The following is a 15621-nucleotide window of genomic DNA, read 5'->3' on the forward strand; positions in this document are numbered from 1 at the left end:
CAACACCTGCCTCTTTATGCACGGCAACAAAGGAGAAGCAGTATGCAAGTCAACATCAGTGGACAACATGTAGAAGTCACTCCACCGCTTCGTGAATATGTCGAATCGAAGCTGAAGCGTCTGGAGGGTCATTTCGACAGGATCACCAACGTGCAGGTCATCATGAAGGTCGAGAAACTCCAGCAGAAAGTGGAGGCGACCTTGCAGATTCCGGGTGGTGAAGTGGTTGCGAATGCCGAAGACGCCGACATGTATGCCGCCATCGACTCCTTGACCGACAAGCTCGACCGCCAACTGAAAAAACACAAGGAAAAACAGCAAAGTCTGCTGCAAGGTGCAGCGGCACGCTGATCCCCCTCATCCATGATCCGACTTGAATCCATCCTGACCCCCGGCCGTTCCCTGGTGAACGTGCCGGGCGGCAGTAAAAAGCGCGTACTCGAACAGATCGCCAACCTGATCGGCCAGGAAGTCCCCGAGCTGGACACCCAGGACGTATTCAAAAGCCTGATCGACCGGGAAAAACTCGGCTCGACGGGTTTCGGCAACGGCATCGCCATTCCCCACTGCCGCCTCAAGGGCTGCAACAGTCCAATCAGCGCGCTGCTGCATCTGGACGCCCCCATCGATTTCGACGCCATCGACGGCGCCCCGGTAGACCTGCTGTTCGTCCTGCTGGTACCGGAAGCCGCCACCGATGCGCACCTTGAGCTGCTGCGCCAGATCGCCAGCATGCTTGACCGCAAGGACGTGCGTGACCGACTGCGCGCCGCCCCGAGCAGCACCGCCCTTTACCAGGTTGTCCTGGACGAGCAGAACGGAAGCTGACCATGCGCCTGATCATTGTCAGCGGCCGTTCCGGATCCGGCAAAAGCACCGCCCTCGATGTCCTGGAAGACAATGGTTTCTACTGTATCGACAACCTCCCCGCCGGCCTGTTGCCGCAGTTGGCGGAGAGCGCGCTGATCAACACCGAATTGCTGCAACCGCGGGTCGCGGTGTCGATCGACGCCCGCAACCTGCCCAGCCACCTGACGCGCTTCCCGGAATTGCTCGACGAAGCCCGCGCACGGCACATCCAGTGCGATGTCCTGTATCTGGATGCAGACGAAGAAACCCTGCTCAAGCGTTTTTCCGAAACCCGTCGACGCCACCCGCTGACCAACCAGGACCGTTCCCTGGCCGAGGCGATCCGTGTCGAAAGCGACCTGCTCGGCCCCATCGCCGACCTCGCGGACCTGAAGATCGACACCACCAGCCTGAACCTGTATCAGCTGCGTGACACGATCAAGCTGCGCCTGCTCAACCAGCCGGAGCCCGGCACCGCCTTCCTCATCGAGTCCTTCGGCTTCAAGCGCGGCATGCCGGTCGATGCCGACCTGGTGTTCGATGTTCGCTGCCTGCCCAATCCGTACTGGAAACCCGAGCTGCGCGAGCATTCGGGCCAGGATCAACCGGTCATCGACTACCTGGCGACACAGCCCGACGTAGAAGAGATGTTCCAGGACATTTCGTCCTACCTGCTGAAATGGTTGCCGCGCTTCGCCGCCAGCAACCGCGCTTATGTCACCATTGCCATCGGCTGCACGGGTGGCCACCATCGCTCCGTCTACCTGACCGAACGTCTGGGCCAATTGCTGCAACCCATATTGAAGAACGTCCAGGTCCGCCACCGAGACCTCTAGTCCACAGGATTCCACGCGCGATGCCCGCAATCGAAATCGAGATCATCAACAAGCTGGGGCTGCATGCCCGTGCCGCCGCCAAGTTCGTCGGGGTGGCCGGCAAGTTTCCCTGTGCGGTCAAGGTTGGACGGGCGGCGGACCGACTGGTCGACGGCAAGAGCATCATGGCCGTGATGATGCTGGCCGCCGGCAAGGGCACCCAGGTGCACCTGCTGACCGAAGGGGACGAGGATCAGGCAGCGCTGGATGCACTGATCGAGTTGATCAACAACCGGTTCGACGAAGGCGAGTGATCCCCTTCAACAAAAAAGCCCGCCAATTGGCGGGCTTTTTCATGCATCACGACAACGCGGTATCCATCACCATCATCAGACAGAAACCGACGCAGAGCCCCAGACTGGCCAGACGATGATGACCATTGGCCCGTGACTCGGGAATGATCTCCTGGGTCACCACCAGCAACATGGCCCCGGCCGCAAAAGCCAGGCCCAGCGGCAACAGCAGCTCGGCCACCTTCACCAGCCAGGCGCAGAGTATCGCTGCAGCAGGCTCCACCAGCCCCGACGCCGCGCCGATCAGGAAGGCCTTGAAACGCGCCATCCCCGCCCCCGCCAGCACCAATGCGATCACCAGGCCTTCCGGGACGTCCTGCAAGGCGATACCCATCGCCAGACTGTCCGCGTCCGGCATGCCGCCGCCGGCGGAAACGCCGATGGCCATGCCTTCCGGAATGTTGTGGGCGATGATCGCGATGACGAACACCCAGATCCGCGCCGGAACCACCGGCTGAGTACCGCACGCGACCATGGCCTCCGGTGACGCACCGGTGATCTTGCGATCCACCAGGTACAGGCAGAAGGCACCGAACATCAGCCCGGCACTGATCAGGCCACCCGCGCCCCACTTGCCGAAACCGACGGCCTGGGCGGCGTCCAGCCCCGGAATGATCAGCGAGAACGCCGTGGCGGCCAGCATCACCCCGGCACCGAACCCCAGCAGGGTATCGGCCACCGTCACCGGCATATTGCGGATCACCAGCACCGGCACGGCCCCCAGTGCCGTACCCAGGGCACACAGCGCCCCACCCTCCAGCGCGCGCATCATGCGCGGCTCCAGGTCGAGCCAGGCGATTCCCTGGGCCACCAGCAACGCGGTACCGACCAGCAACAGCAAGGTACCCAGGGCCAGACGGAACAAGCGCACACTGCCTATCGACAAGACATCCGAACGCATCCGTCTGTCACTCACGCCAGGGCAGCAACGTAGCGCCGCTCAACTTCGGCCCAGTCGACCACGTTGTAGAAGGCATTGATGTATTCCGGACGACGGTTCTGGTACTGCAGGTAGTAGGCATGCTCCCAGACGTCCAGGCCGAGGATCGGCGTATTGCCGTTCATCAGCGGGCTGTCCTGGTTGCCACTGCTCTCGACCACCAGTGTCTTCTCCGGGGTGACGCTCAGCCAGGCCCAACCGCTGCCGAAGCGGGTAAGCGCAGCCTTGGTGAAGGCATCCTTGAACGCCTCGAAACCACCCAGTTGCTCTTCGATGGCCTTGGCGACCGCGCCGTGGGGCACGCCGCCACCGCTTGGCGACATGACGGTCCAGAACAGGGTGTGGTTGGCGTGACCACCGCCCTGGTTGATCACCGCAGGCTGCAGGTTCTGTGGCAATTGCTTGACCGCGCCCACCAGTTTTTCCACCGGCCACTCGGCCCACTCGGTGCCCTCGATGGCCGCGTTGAGGTTGTTGATGTAGGTCTGATGGTGCTTGGTATGGTGGATCTGCATGGTCTGGGTATCGATGTGCGGTTCCAGCGCATCGTAGGCGTACGGCAATGCAGGCAAGGTATGAGGCATTAGTGAATTCCTTGTTGGAAGGCTTGGTGGATCACGGGGTCCTGACCAGCCAGCACGCCGGGCTGGGGTTCCTGCCGGTACAGCAGGCGCTCGGTGCGCGGGTACTGGCCGTACTCGCTGATGAAGCTCAAGAGTTCGGTGTAGGTCTTGCCGCTCTGGCGCAGCGCTGCTTCACGCAGACTGCGCGCCAGACGCATGTCCTGGCTGGCCCCCAGCAGGCGCTGGTGGATAGCGCAGAGGTATTCGGCGCTTTCCTGCGGCTGCTGGAGGCGCAGATGAAGGTCCGCCAGGTTGTGATGGGAAATCACACAGGCGGCCACCGCTTCGTCGGCGTCATGCCAGCGTTCGAAGAGCACCTGGGCCAGGGCCAGGGCCTGCAAATACAGCTCGCGGGCATCGACCAGATCGCCCTGGTGGAACAGGCGGTTGGCGATTTCGGTGGTGCGTTTCCAATGCTGCATGGCGAACCTCCAAAGCGGTGGGCGGTGTCAGATGCCGCCGGCGGTGAGCTTCTCCGGGTCCAGCAGGACTTCCAGCTGGGCACGCGACAGCTCGGTGTGTTCCAGGGCCACGTCGATGATCGGACGGCCTTGCTTGTAGGCGGTCTTGGCGATTTCGGCGGCCTTCTGGTAACCGATGATCGGGTTCAGCGCAGTAACCAGGATCGGGTTGCGCGCCAGCGCCTCCTTGAGCTTCGGCTCGTTGACCCTGAAGCTGGCGATGGCCTTGTCGGCCAGCAGGCGGCTGGCGTTGGCCATCAGCTCGATGCTGTCGAGCAGGTTCAGGGCGATGACCGGCAGCATGACGTTCAGCTCGAAGTTGCCCGACTGGCCGGCGACGGCGATGGTGGCGTCGTTGCCGATGACCTGCGCGGCGACCATGGCGGTCGCTTCCGGAATCACCGGGTTGACCTTGCCCGGCATGATCGAGGAGCCCGGCTGCAGGCCTTCCAGCTCGATTTCACCGAGACCGGCCAGTGGACCGGAGTTCATCCAGCGCAGGTCGTTGGCGATCTTCATCAGCGCCACGGCGGTGGCCTTCAGTTGGCCGGACACGGCAACCGCGGTGTCCTGGGAACCGATCAGGGCGAACAGGTTGTCACCGGGCACGAAGTCGAGCTGGGTCAGCCCACTCAACTGCCTGGCGAACAGCGCGGAGAACTGCGGATGCGCGTTGATCCCGGTACCGACCGCGGTACCGCCCTGGGCCAGGGCCTGCAGGCTCGGCAGGGTGTTTTCCAGGTGACCGATGCTGGCCTTGATCTGCGCCGCCCAGCCGCCAAGCACCTGGCTCATGCGCACCGGCATGGCGTCCATCAGGTGGGTGCGGCCGGTCTTGACGAACGGATGGACCTGCTCGGCCTTGGCCTCGATGGTCTGGACCAGGTGCTTCAGTGCCGGCAGCAATTGTTCGTGCAGGGTCAGCGCGGCACTGACGTGGATCGTGGTGGGGATGATGTCGTTGCTGCTCTGACCGCAGTTGACGTGATCGTTGGGATTGACCTGCTCGCCCAGCACGCGGCTGGCGAGCGTCGCGATCACCTCGTTGGCGTTCATGTTGGAACTGGTGCCGGAACCGGTCTGGAACACATCCACCGGGAAGTGCTGCATGAAATCGCCGGCGAGCAGTTGCTCCACCGCGGTGACAATCGCCTCACCCTGGGCCGCGCTCACCTGCTCCAGCTGCACGTTGGCCTTGGCTGCGGCGGCCTTGGCCAGCAGCAGCGCCCGGATGAACTGGGTCGGCATGGGTTGCTGGCTGATCGGGAAGTTGTTGACCGCGCGCTGGGTCTGGGCGCCGTACAGGGCCTCGGCCGGCACCTGCAGTTCACCCATGCTGTCACGCTCGATACGGGTATTACTCATCGTCAAGTCCTTGCATCAGTTCAGCGGAAGAAATCGAAGGCAACAGCGTGCAGTTCGCCAGTTGCAGGGCCAGCGGCTGCCAGCGCTGGCCGTGCTCGCCGCCATCGAGCTTGCGCAGCTGCAGCAGCGGTCGCCAGGCCTGGTCCAGGCACAGGCAGCGCCAATGCCACGGCAGCATGCGGTCGCAGGCGGTATCGAGCAGAAGTCGGAAAGACGTCAGGGACACGGTCCACGCCGAGGTATCGGTGCAGCAGACCAGATAGCGTCCTTCAGCGAGGTAGTGTTCGATCAGACGCGGCTCGTCGGGCTCGAGCGCGCAGCGGATGCGCCGACTCAGCCAGCGCCAGTTTTCGAGGTAGGGCAATTCGTGAAGGACGGGTTTCATGAACATCATCGCTCAGATAATGATATTCATTATTAATTGATAAATAGAATCAATTCAAGTTGGTTTCGCCAGGAAAACAAAAAGCCCGGCGCTGAGGCCGGGCTTTCGGGTACTGCGACAGGCGCTTGAATCAGCTACCGGCAACCGTCATGCGCTCGATCAGAATCGAGCCTGTGTGAATGTTGCTTCGAGTCTCCAGATCGCTGCCGATAGCGACAATCTGCTGGAACATATCTTTCATATTCCCGGCGATCGTCACCTCCTGCACGGCGAACTGAATTTCGCCGTTTTCCACCCAGTAACCGGCCGCGCCACGGGAATAGTCGCCGGTGACCATGTTCAGGCCATGCCCCATCAGCTCGGTTACCAGCAACCCGCGCCCCATGCGCCGGATCAGCGCCGCCTGGTCCTCGACGCCATGGCTGACGAACAGGTTGTGCACGCCGCCGGCGTTGGCGGTACTCGGCAGGCCCAGCTTGCGCCCCGAGTAGGTCCCGAGCACATAGGACACCAGTTGGCCGTTTTCGACGAACGGTTTGGCGTAGGTCGCCAGGCCATCGCCGTCGAACGCCGCGCTGCCCAGCGCCCGTGGCAGGTGCGGGCGCTCATCCAGGGTCAGCCAGCTGGGAAACAGGCGCTGGCCGATGGTGCCTTCGAGGAACGACGACTTGCGATACAGGTTGCCGCCGGAAATCGCCGACAGGAAACTGCCGAACAGCCCGCCGGCCAGTTCCGCGGAAAACAGCACCGGGACCTCGCAGGTCGGCACCGGCCGCGCGCCCAGGCGACTCGCGGCACGCTGGGCGGCACGCTGACCGATGCTCAACGGGTCGGCCAGCAGCTCGCCCTGGCGATTGACGTCGTACCAGTAGTCGCGCTGCATCTGCCCGTCGCCTTCGGCGATCATCACGCAGCTCAGGCTGTGCCGGGTCGAGGCATAGCCGCCGATGAAGCCGTTGCTGTTGCCATAGACGCGGCAGCCCTGATGGGTGTTCAGCGTGGTGCCATCGGCATTCTTGATCCGCGCATCGGCGTCGAAGGCCGCGGCCTCGCAGGCCAGGGCCTTTTCGATGGCCTGCTCGGGAGTGATGTCCCAGGCGTGATACAGGTCGAAATCGACGACATCGCGAGCCATCAGGGCCGGATCGGCCAGGCCCGCGCAATCGTCTTCAGAAGTATGCTTGGCAATCGCCAGTGCGGCGGCGACCGTCTCGCGAATCGCCTCGGCACCGCTGGCCGAGGTGCTGGCCGAGCCCTTGCGCTGGCCCACATAGAGGGTGATGCCGAAGCCCTGGTCACGGTTGAACTCCACCGTTTCCACTTCGCGCTGGCGCACCGAAGTCGACAACCCCTGCTCCAGCGACACCGCCACTTCGCAGGCGCTGGCGCCCTGGCGTTTGGCTTCGGCGATGATCTGTTCGACCTGCTCCTGCAAGGCCGGCAGGGCCTGCGGACCGACGCTCTGGACTGCACTCATGGTTTTCTCCACTCAAATACGGCGTTCGGCGAGGGTCATCGAGCGACCGGGCCGGACAAGCGGCCCCCGACTGGTTATCATGGCGGCGTTTCTCAGCGGACTGCCCCCATGGTTGATTCTTACGATGCCTTCGACGAAGGCGAAAAAAGCAAAACCCAGATCAAGCGCGAACTTCAGGCGCTGGTCGAAATGGGCGAGCGCCTTACCACGCTCAAGCCCGACACTCTGGCCAAACTGCCCCTGACCGACGAGTTGCGCAAGGCGCTGGAAGAGCACAAGCGGCACACCGCCAACGAGGCGAAACGCCGTCACCGCTCGTTCATCGGCAAGCTGATGCGCGACCAGGACCTCGACGCGATCAACGCCCTGCTCGATCAACTCGATGCCTCCAGTCGCCAGTACAACGAGCGCTTCCACAACCTGGAACGCTGGCGCGACCGCCTGATCGGCGGCAGCGACGATGTACTGGAGAAGTTCGTCCAGGAATACCCGGACGCCGATCGCCAGCAACTGCGCTCGCAGATCCGCCAGGCCCAGCACGAGGCGAAGACCAACAAGCCGCCAAGTGCCGCACGCAAGCTCTTCAAGTACATCCGCGATCTCGACGAAACCCAGCGCGGCCTGCGCTGAGTTCCAGTGCCGGGCAGGCACCCTGCCCGCCCGGCATCCTCTTCATGCGCCCGTGCCACCCACGGTGATCGCATCGATCTTCAGGGTCGGCTGACCCACACCCACCGGTACCGACTGTCCATCCTTGCCGCAGGTGCCGACGCCGCTGTCCAGGGCCAGGTCGCTGCCGACCATCGACACCCGGCTCATGGCTTCAGGACCGTTGCCGATCAGGGTCGCGCCCTTGACCGGAGCGGTGATCTTGCCGTCTTCGATGAGATAGGCCTCGCTGGTGGAGAAGACGAACTTGCCACTGGTGATATCCACTTGGCCGCCGCCGAGGTTGGCGCAGTACAGACCGCGTTTGACCGAAGCGATGATCTCCGCCGGGTCGCTCTCGCCGGCGCGCATGTAGGTGTTGGTCATGCGCGGCATCGGCAGGTGCGCATAGGACTCGCGCCGCCCGTTGCCGGTGACCGCCATGCCCATCAGGCGCGCGTTGAGCTTGTCCTGCATGTAGCCGACCAGCTTGCCGTTCTCGATCAGGGTGGTGCATTCGGTCGGCGTGCCTTCGTCGTCGACGCTCAGCGAACCGCGACGCCCTTCCAGGGTGCCGTCATCGACGATGGTGCACAGGCTCGATGCGACCATCTCGCCAATGCGTCCGCTGTAGGCCGAACTGCCCTTGCGGTTGAAGTCGCCTTCCAGGCCATGGCCGACCGCTTCGTGCAGCAGCACACCGGACCACCCCGAACCGAGGACCACCGGCAGCGTGCCGGCCGGCGCCGGAACGGCCTCGAGGTTGACCAGCGCCTGGCGCAGCGCCTCACGGGCGAAGCCCATGACGCGATCTTCGGTGAAATAGCGGTAATCGGTACGCCCGCCACCGCCATGGCCGCCACGCTCGCGACGGCCGTTCTGCTCGACGATCACACTGACATTGAACCGCACCAGCGGACGGATATCCGCGGCCAGACTACCGTCGGCGGCGGCGATCAGGATGCGCTCCCAGACCCCGGCCATGCTCACGCTGACCTGCTGGATGCGCGGATCGAGCGCACGGGTGGCGACATCGACACGCTTGAGCAGGTCGACCTTTTCCGCACGGCTCATGACGTCCAGCGGGTTGTCCGGCGCATACAGCGCAGTGACCGCCTGGCTGCGGAAGGCCTGCACCGTGCCGTTCTGCCCGGCCCGGGAAATCGAACGGGCGGCGTGGGCGGCGGAGGTCAGGGCTTCGAGGTTGATCGCGTTGCTGTAGGCGAAGCCGGTCTTCTCGCCGGACTGGGCACGCACGCCCACGCCCTGGTCGAGGTTGAAGCTGCCTTCCTTGACGATGCCGTCTTCCAGCGCCCAGGACTCCGAGATCTGGCCCTGGAAATACAGGTCGGCCGCGTCGATGCCCGGACCGGCCAGCTCACCCAGCACGCTCTGCAGGCTGTCGAGGCTCAGGTCGCCGGGAGCCAGCAGTTGCTCGCTGACGCTTGTTAACAACTCGCTCATAGTCACTCCGAGAGGTGCGCGGGCCGCAAGGCGTCCCGCGAAAAGAAGCGCCGGTGCAAGGTCACCGGCATCCGCGCCCGAATGGACGCTTGTTCGGCGCTGTCGCGCGTGGCCAGCAGCACGGCTTCGCCGCGGGCCTGTTGGGCGAGGATCCGTCCCCAGGGATCGACGATCGCCGCATGACCGTGGGTTTCCCGCGGTCCCGGATGTACGCCGCCCTGGGCGGCGGCCAGCACATAACACTGGTTCTCGATGGCGCGCGCGCGGATCAGCACGTCCCAGTGCGCCGCACCGGTGACCGCGGTGAACGCGGCCGGCGCGCTGATCAGCTCGGCCCCGGCCTCGCGCAAGGCGCTGTACAACTCAGGAAAACGCAGGTCGTAGCACACGCTCAGGCCCAGCTTGCCCACCGGGGTATCGGCGACCACCACCCGCGCGCCGTGGGCATAGTCATCGGACTCGCGATAGCGACCGCGGTTATCGGCAACATCCACGTCGAACAGGTGCAATTTGTCGTAGCGGGCGACCAGCTCGCCGTGCTCGTCCACCAGCAGGGAGCAGGCATGGGCTTTGGCCTCGGGCCGGTCGACAGGCGGCAGCGGCAGGGTGCCCGCCACAATCCATAAGCTGAGGTCACGAGCGGTCTGTTTCAACCACGGCAGGATCGGCCCTTCTCCGCGGGCCTCGGCCAGGCCGATGGCGGCGCTGTCGCGACGGCCCATGGCGGCGAAGTTTTCCGGCAACACGGCAAGCCGCGCGCCCTGCTCCGCAGCCTGTTCAAGCAGGGCCCGGGCCCGGGCCAGATTGCCCGCGATATCGTCCTGACTGATCATCTGAATGACGGCGCTGGTCATATCCATGCTCTACCTGGACTTCTCGAAAGGTTTGATAAAGGTGATTTTAGGCTCTTTCACCGGGCCTTCGACCCGATAGTTGACGCTGGCATAGCGCGCGACCTTGTCGCCGAGCAGCCGATCGACGAGAAACAGCGCCCCGCCAATGGCCGGGGCGCCAACGATCAGCGCGGCCAGCGGCAGATTGTTGGTCACCGGCAGCGTGACCATCAGGTTGGCGTCGATACGGTCACGGACCATGTCCAGGGTGCCATCCAGCTCGAAATTGCTCGACGGCCCGGTCATGGCGATCGGACTGCGGGTCACGTAGACCCCGTCGCTGGCCACCAGCAGGCCTTTCACCCGGTCGTAGCTCAGCCCCTTGTCGAACAGGTCGGAGAAGTCCAGGCGCAGGCGCCGGCCGATCGAGTTGAAATTCAGCAGACCAAACACCCGCAGGGCCTGGGCGCCACCTTCCACTTCGACGAACTGGCCGCTGCGCAAGGTGGCATCCATGGTTCCGGAGAATCGCTTGAGGCTGATCCAGGCCGGCGACCCCTGCCAGCGGCCATCGACATCCATATGGAATTCGCGACTGGTGACGGACGGCGCGAAGTTCCATGCCTTCAGTACATCCGCCAGGTTCTTGCCTTCCAGACGCCCCTTGAACCAACTGCCGCTGGCCCCCGGCGCGCCTTCCCAGCCGGCAGTGCCATCGATCATCAGGCCGTTGAGATCAAGGTCGAGATCGTTGAAGGCGATACCTCGCGCGGTGGGACGCACTTTCAGCGACCAGCTCCCCAGCAGGTCGTCGCCGCGGAACAGCTTGGCGATGTTCAGGTCCAGCGCCGGAATGTTGCGCGGATCCACCGAAGCCAGCGGGTCGGGAGCATCGGGCGAGGCCTCCTCGCTCGGATCGGCGGCGGGCAGGTGCAGGGTCTGCAGGTTGATGGCGATGGGCGCGGCCTTGGCATCGGGGATGCGCGCATTGCCGATGACTTCCTGGCTGTCCAGGCGCAGGCCCCAGTTGTCGCTGTTGCGGTCCAGGCGCACTACCGCCTGGTTCAGTTCGAAGCTGTAGGCTTTCAACTTGCCGATGCTCAGGTCGATATCCCGCAGGATCTGCCGCGCGCTGCCGCCGGGGTCGCTGCCGGCATAGGCGCTGGCCTTGTTCTGCCAGCCTTCCACATCCACTTCGGCCAGCTTGCCCTTGACCCGCAGCCCCGGGATCGACGGCACCTGCGCAGTGCCGCCACCCAGCACCAGCTCACCGCGGACCTGCTCGGTCTTGCCCGGCTGCGCGGCCATGGCCAGACTGGCCAGGTCGGCATAGGTCGCATCGATCCGCCGCTCGGCGCCCTGCAGGTTCATGCGGAACTGGCTGGCACGGGTGTCGTTGGCGCCCTTGCCGAAAGGCGCCGGCAGATCGATGCTCAGTCCCTTGAGGTTGGAGTCGACGCTGAGTTCGCTGGTGCTGCCCAGCAACACCTGCAGTTGATAAGGCAACTCGCCCGAAACCGGCAGCGGCTGGTTGAACTGCAACCAGTCGGTCAGGGACTTAAGGGCGATCTGCCCCTTGGCGGCGATCCGCGTCTGCAGTTGACCAGGCTTGCCTTCGGCGAAGATCTCCGCGCTGACCGGCTTGCCGAACGCCGTGAGGGCGATGTTCCTGCCGCTCAGGCCCTTGTCCAGGTCGAAGCGGAAATCGCCCTTGAGCTGACTCAGTTCGAGCAGCGGTTCGCTGAGTTTCAAGCGTGCATCCCGGGTCTGGAAGTCCACCACCACCTTGGGCGTCTGGCCATGGGCCAGCGGGATGTCCAGTTTCAGCGAACCGTCGAGGCCGCCCTCGCCTTCCCAGCCGGCGAAGGTGGCAGCGGTGCCGATCGGCGCTTCCTGGAGAATCTTCAGGCCATCGCCGAGGGTGCCATCGAAGGCCCCGTCGACGTACAGATGGCTGTGCTCCCCCGCCGCAACATGGGGAATGTCCACCAGCACATCACTGACATAGGTGTTGAGCATCTGCCCGCGGCTGGCCTTGATCCGCACACCGTGATCGTCGATGAACACATCACCGTCGACCTTGCTCAGTTGCGGCCAGCCCGGCTGGAAGTCCAGGACCGCATCCTCGACCTTGAAGAACAGCGTGATGCTGCGGGCATGATCCGGCGCCCCATGATTCAGCGAGCCCTGATACTGGAAATAGCCCTCGTCGACCTTGCCCTTGAGGATTGCGGTACGCAGCCAGTGGGCCACATCGGGGCTGAGCACTTCCGGCAGGTACTTGCCGGTGTAGCGGCCATCGCCCTCGACCAGACCGACCCGCAGGTCCATGTAGTCCTCGCTGCCTTCGTCGAACAGCAGGCGGATAAGGAAGTCACCGGCGATCTTGCCCTCTTCGCCCAGGACCTTGAGATAGGGGGCGATCAGGGTGAAGCCGTCCTTGTCCAGCTTCCAGGTCAGCTGCGCGTTGGCTTTCAGGTAATGCCAGGGATCGGCGAAGATCGGCACCAGGTGCAGCATGAACTTCTCGGTATCCAGACGCAGTTCGCCGTGACCAAGGTCGCCGCTGATGCTGCCGCTGACATTCCCCGCCGCCGGCGCGCCATGGTAGGCATCGAAGCCGACCCGGTCGAGGTTGGCGGCGAAACTGAACATGCGATCGCCTTCGACCTGCGGGCGGATATCCAGCAGCACGTTGCGCAGGCCGCCGGTCACCTTCAGCCCATCGACCACCGCCATGCCCTGCTTCGGCAGCGGACCGAGGGCCTGGATCAGTGGCGTCAGGGGTGTCAGGTCAACACGGTCGGCCTGGATATGCCACAGCTCGCCATCCGTCTCATCGTTGCGCTGGCGGATCTGCACGCGGGATTCCCAGCGGGTGTCGCCAAGGCTCAGGGCCAGGGAGTCGAGGGTGATCTCCATGCCCTGCTCGCTGCGCCGCAGCCAGGCATTCAGCGCCAGGTTTTCCAGGCTGACCGGTTTGCGCTCGGCGTAGCCGGCGCGCAGTTTCGGTGCGTTCAGGCGCAGCGTCGCGCTCTGCAGCCGGCCTTCGCGCCAGTCGATCCAGACTTCGCCGCCGGCCCGCGCTTCCGGCAGTTGCCATTGGCCCAGCAGGCGCGCCGGCAACCATCGGGCCCAGTCGCTCTGCGGCAGGCTGAGATAGCCTTCGACCTGGCCATCGCGCCACTGCGCCGGGCGAATCCGACTCTTCAGGCTGATCGCCATGGGCTGGCCATCGGGCAGGGTCAGGCGCGCATCGAGGCGCTGGCGCACGCTGCCGGTCTGCAGGCTCAGGCCGACATAGGTCAGGGTCAGCGGATCGTGATCGAAGGGTTCCAGGGTGATCTGGCTGTCGAGAAGGGAGACTTTCGCCACCACCTGCATGCGTTGCAGCAGTTGCTCGACATCCAGCGGCTGGTCGTCGGTTACCGGCAAGCCCTTGAGCGTCCAGCGACCGTCCTCGGACTCATGCAGATTGAGCTGCAGACCGCCCAGTTCGACGCGGGCCAGGCGTACATCGCGATGAGTCAGGGAGGCCCACAGGTCGGGCACCACCTTGACCGCGTCCAGGCGCAGGGCCGAGTTGCCCTCGCCAACCTGCACGTCGCGCACCACCAGGATCGGTGCCAGGCCACTCCAGCGGCCCTCCAGCGCACCGATGTGCAGCGGCATGCCGAGCGCGGCCTCGGCCTTGTCCTGGACTTCGGTACGGTATTCGGCGACCAGCGGAATCAGCTCGCGACCGAGGCTGACGTACAGAGCAACCAGCACCGCCAGGAGCGCGCAGGCACCCAGCCCCCAGCGGGTCAATGCAGCCAGAACGCGGATCAGACGCTCCATAGTGGCCCCCCGAGTCGTTCTGTAACTATGGCCCGACGTGCCGGGTTTGCCAGCACCTGGGAGGCGGTCGAGGGTTCAGGACGAATCAGAGCAGCACCACGTCATATTGTTCCTGGGAATACATGGACTCCACCTGGAAACGAATGGTTCGCCCGATGAAGGCTTCAAGTTCGGCGACGTTGCCCGATTCCTCGTCCAGCAGGCGGTCCACCACCTTTTGATTGGCGAGCACTCTATACCCTTCGGCCTGATACGCCCGTGCCTCGCGAAGGATTTCCCTGAAAATCTCGTAGCAGACTGTTTCCGGGGTCTTCAGCTTGCCGCGCCCCTGGCAGCTGACGCACGGCTCGCAGAGCACCTGCTCGAGGCTTTCCCGGGTGCGCTTGCGGGTCATCTGCACCAGGCCCAGCTCGGTCAGGCCAATGATGTTGGTCTTGGCATGGTCGCGTTCGAGCTGTTTTTCCAGCGTGCGCAGGACCTGGCGCTGGTGCTCTTCGTCTTCCATGTCGATGAAGTCGATGATGATGATCCCGCCGATGTTGCGCAGGCGCAGCTGGCGGGCAATGGCGGTGGCGGCTTCGAGGTTGGTCTTGAAGATGGTTTCCTCGAGATTGCGATGGCCGACGAACGCCCCGGTGTTGACGTCGATGGTGGTCATGGCCTCGGCCGGGTCCACCACCAGGTAGCCGCCGGACTTGAGCGGCACCTTGCGCTCGAGGGCGCGCTGGATCTCGTCCTCGACGCCGTAGAGGTCGAAGATCGGCCGCTCGCCCGGGTAATGCTCCAGGCGATCGGCGATTTCCGGCATCAGTTCGGCGACGAACTGCGTGGTTTTCTGGAAGGTTTCCCGCGAGTCGATGCGGATCTTCTCGATCTTCGGGTTGACCAGGTCGCGCAGGGTACGCAGGGCCAGGCCCAGGTCCTCGTAGATCTCCGTGGGCGCACCGACGGTCTTGATCTGCACGCCGATCTGGTCCCAGAGGCGGCGCAGGTAGCGGATGTCCATGAGGATCTCGTCGGCCCCGGCGCCTTCGGCGGCGGTACGCAGGATGAAACCACCGGAATCCTGGATGTTCTCCTGGGCCACGCACTCGCTGACCACCTGCTTCAGGCGTTCGCGCTCGGCTTCGTCCTCGATCTTCAGGGAAATGCCGACATGCTTGGTGCGCGGCATGTACACCAGGTAGCGCGATGGAATCGACAGCTGCGTGGTCAGGCGCGCGCCCTTGGAGCCGATCGGATCCTTGGTCACCTGCACCACCAGGCTCTGGCCCTCGTGGACCAGCGCGCTGATGCTCTCCACGGTCGTGCCTTCGCGCAGGGAGATTTCCGAGGCATGGATGAAGGCGGCCCGCTCCAGGCCGATATCGACGAACGCCGCCTGCATGCCCGGCAGCACCCGTACCACCTTGCCCTTGTAGATATTGCCGACGATGCCGCGGCGCTGGGTGCGCTCGACATGGACCTCCTGAAGGACGCCGTTTTCCACCACCGCCACGCGGGATTCCATCGGGGTGATGTTGATCAGAATCTCTTCACTCATGGCAGGCTCTCGTCAAAGGGTCTTC

15 protein-coding genes are annotated in these 15621 nt (G+C 64.3%); 5 read left to right on the plus strand and 10 right to left on the minus strand.

Annotated features, from left to right (window positions below; genetic code table 11):
* Positions 1-42 precede the first annotated feature (42 nt).
* Genes hpf through RTI28_RS03880 form a run of 4 tightly spaced genes read left to right on the plus strand, consistent with a single transcriptional unit; the run spans position 43 to position 1978 of the window.
* Positions 43-351 carry a ribosome hibernation-promoting factor, HPF/YfiA family gene (hpf, locus tag RTI28_RS03865; protein ID WP_042120748.1) on the plus strand — a complete coding sequence of 103 codons (309 nt, stop codon included), beginning with the start codon at positions 43-45 and terminating at the stop codon, positions 349-351.
* A gap of 12 nt (positions 352-363) precedes the next feature.
* Entirely contained in the window at positions 364-828 is a 465-nt protein-coding gene (gene ptsN / locus RTI28_RS03870) for a PTS IIA-like nitrogen regulatory protein PtsN (RefSeq protein WP_316919214.1), read from the plus strand.
* Between the two features lie 2 nt (positions 829-830).
* Positions 831-1685: an RNase adapter RapZ gene (gene rapZ, locus RTI28_RS03875; protein WP_316919215.1), complete on the plus strand. Its 855-nt coding sequence runs from the start codon at positions 831-833 to the stop codon at positions 1683-1685.
* Between the two features lie 20 nt (positions 1686-1705).
* Entirely contained in the window at positions 1706-1978 is a 273-nt protein-coding gene (locus tag RTI28_RS03880; RefSeq protein WP_042120752.1) for an HPr family phosphocarrier protein, read from the plus strand.
* Between the two features lie 46 nt (positions 1979-2024).
* On the opposite strand, the gene RTI28_RS03885 is transcribed toward RTI28_RS03880, so the two are convergent.
* The 6 genes from RTI28_RS03885 to pmbA form a co-directional block, all read right to left on the minus strand.
* Positions 2025-2918, minus strand: coding sequence for a ZIP family metal transporter (locus tag RTI28_RS03885; RefSeq protein WP_316919216.1), 894 nt, complete (start codon positions 2916-2918; stop codon positions 2025-2027).
* Positions 2919-2929: 11 nt separating this feature from the next.
* The gene (locus RTI28_RS03890; RefSeq protein ID WP_316919217.1) at positions 2930-3541 is read right to left on the minus strand and encodes a superoxide dismutase; all 612 of its coding nucleotides are present in this window, start codon (positions 3539-3541) and stop codon (positions 2930-2932) included.
* On the minus strand, positions 3541-4002 hold the full coding sequence (locus RTI28_RS03895) for a tetratricopeptide repeat protein (protein ID WP_316919218.1): 462 nt from the start codon (positions 4000-4002) through the stop codon (positions 3541-3543). The genes RTI28_RS03890 and RTI28_RS03895 overlap by 1 nt, the downstream gene beginning before the upstream one ends.
* Positions 4003-4029: 27 nt before the next feature.
* Positions 4030-5406, minus strand: a complete 1377-nt coding sequence (locus RTI28_RS03900; RefSeq protein WP_316919219.1) for a class II fumarate hydratase — start codon at positions 5404-5406, stop codon at positions 4030-4032.
* The gene (locus RTI28_RS03905) at positions 5399-5800 is read right to left on the minus strand and encodes a hypothetical protein (protein ID WP_042120759.1); all 402 of its coding nucleotides are present in this window, start codon (positions 5798-5800) and stop codon (positions 5399-5401) included. Before RTI28_RS03905 ends, RTI28_RS03900 begins: the two co-directional genes overlap by 8 nt.
* Before the next feature lie 121 nt (positions 5801-5921).
* Positions 5922-7268 carry a metalloprotease PmbA gene (gene pmbA, locus RTI28_RS03910; RefSeq protein WP_316919220.1) on the minus strand — a complete coding sequence of 449 codons (1347 nt, stop codon included), beginning with the start codon at positions 7266-7268 and terminating at the stop codon, positions 5922-5924.
* 108 nt (positions 7269-7376) lie between these two features.
* Between pmbA and yjgA the strand changes: the two genes are divergently transcribed.
* The gene (yjgA, locus tag RTI28_RS03915) at positions 7377-7898 is read left to right on the plus strand and encodes a ribosome biogenesis factor YjgA (protein ID WP_042120762.1); all 522 of its coding nucleotides are present in this window, start codon (positions 7377-7379) and stop codon (positions 7896-7898) included.
* A gap of 42 nt (positions 7899-7940) precedes the next feature.
* Here the strand turns inward: yjgA and tldD are convergent, their stop codons facing one another.
* The 4 genes from tldD to rng form a co-directional block, all read right to left on the minus strand.
* Positions 7941-9380 carry a metalloprotease TldD gene (tldD, locus tag RTI28_RS03920; RefSeq protein WP_316919221.1) on the minus strand — a complete coding sequence of 480 codons (1440 nt, stop codon included), beginning with the start codon at positions 9378-9380 and terminating at the stop codon, positions 7941-7943.
* Positions 9381-9382: 2 nt separating this feature from the next.
* Positions 9383-10234, minus strand: a complete 852-nt coding sequence (locus tag RTI28_RS03925; RefSeq protein ID WP_316919222.1) for a carbon-nitrogen hydrolase family protein — start codon at positions 10232-10234, stop codon at positions 9383-9385.
* 9 nt (positions 10235-10243) lie between these two features.
* Positions 10244-14053 carry a YhdP family protein gene (locus RTI28_RS03930; RefSeq protein ID WP_316919223.1) on the minus strand — a complete coding sequence of 1270 codons (3810 nt, stop codon included), beginning with the start codon at positions 14051-14053 and terminating at the stop codon, positions 10244-10246.
* Positions 14054-14138: 85 nt separating this feature from the next.
* On the minus strand, positions 14139-15596 hold the full coding sequence (gene rng / locus RTI28_RS03935) for a ribonuclease G (RefSeq protein ID WP_316919224.1): 1458 nt from the start codon (positions 15594-15596) through the stop codon (positions 14139-14141).
* Positions 15597-15621: the final 25 nt, after the last annotated feature.

Origin of the sequence: Pseudomonas sp. zfem002, assembly GCF_032621685.1 — a bacterium.
GTDB classification, from domain to species: Bacteria; Pseudomonadota; Gammaproteobacteria; order Pseudomonadales; family Pseudomonadaceae; genus Aquipseudomonas; species Aquipseudomonas japonica.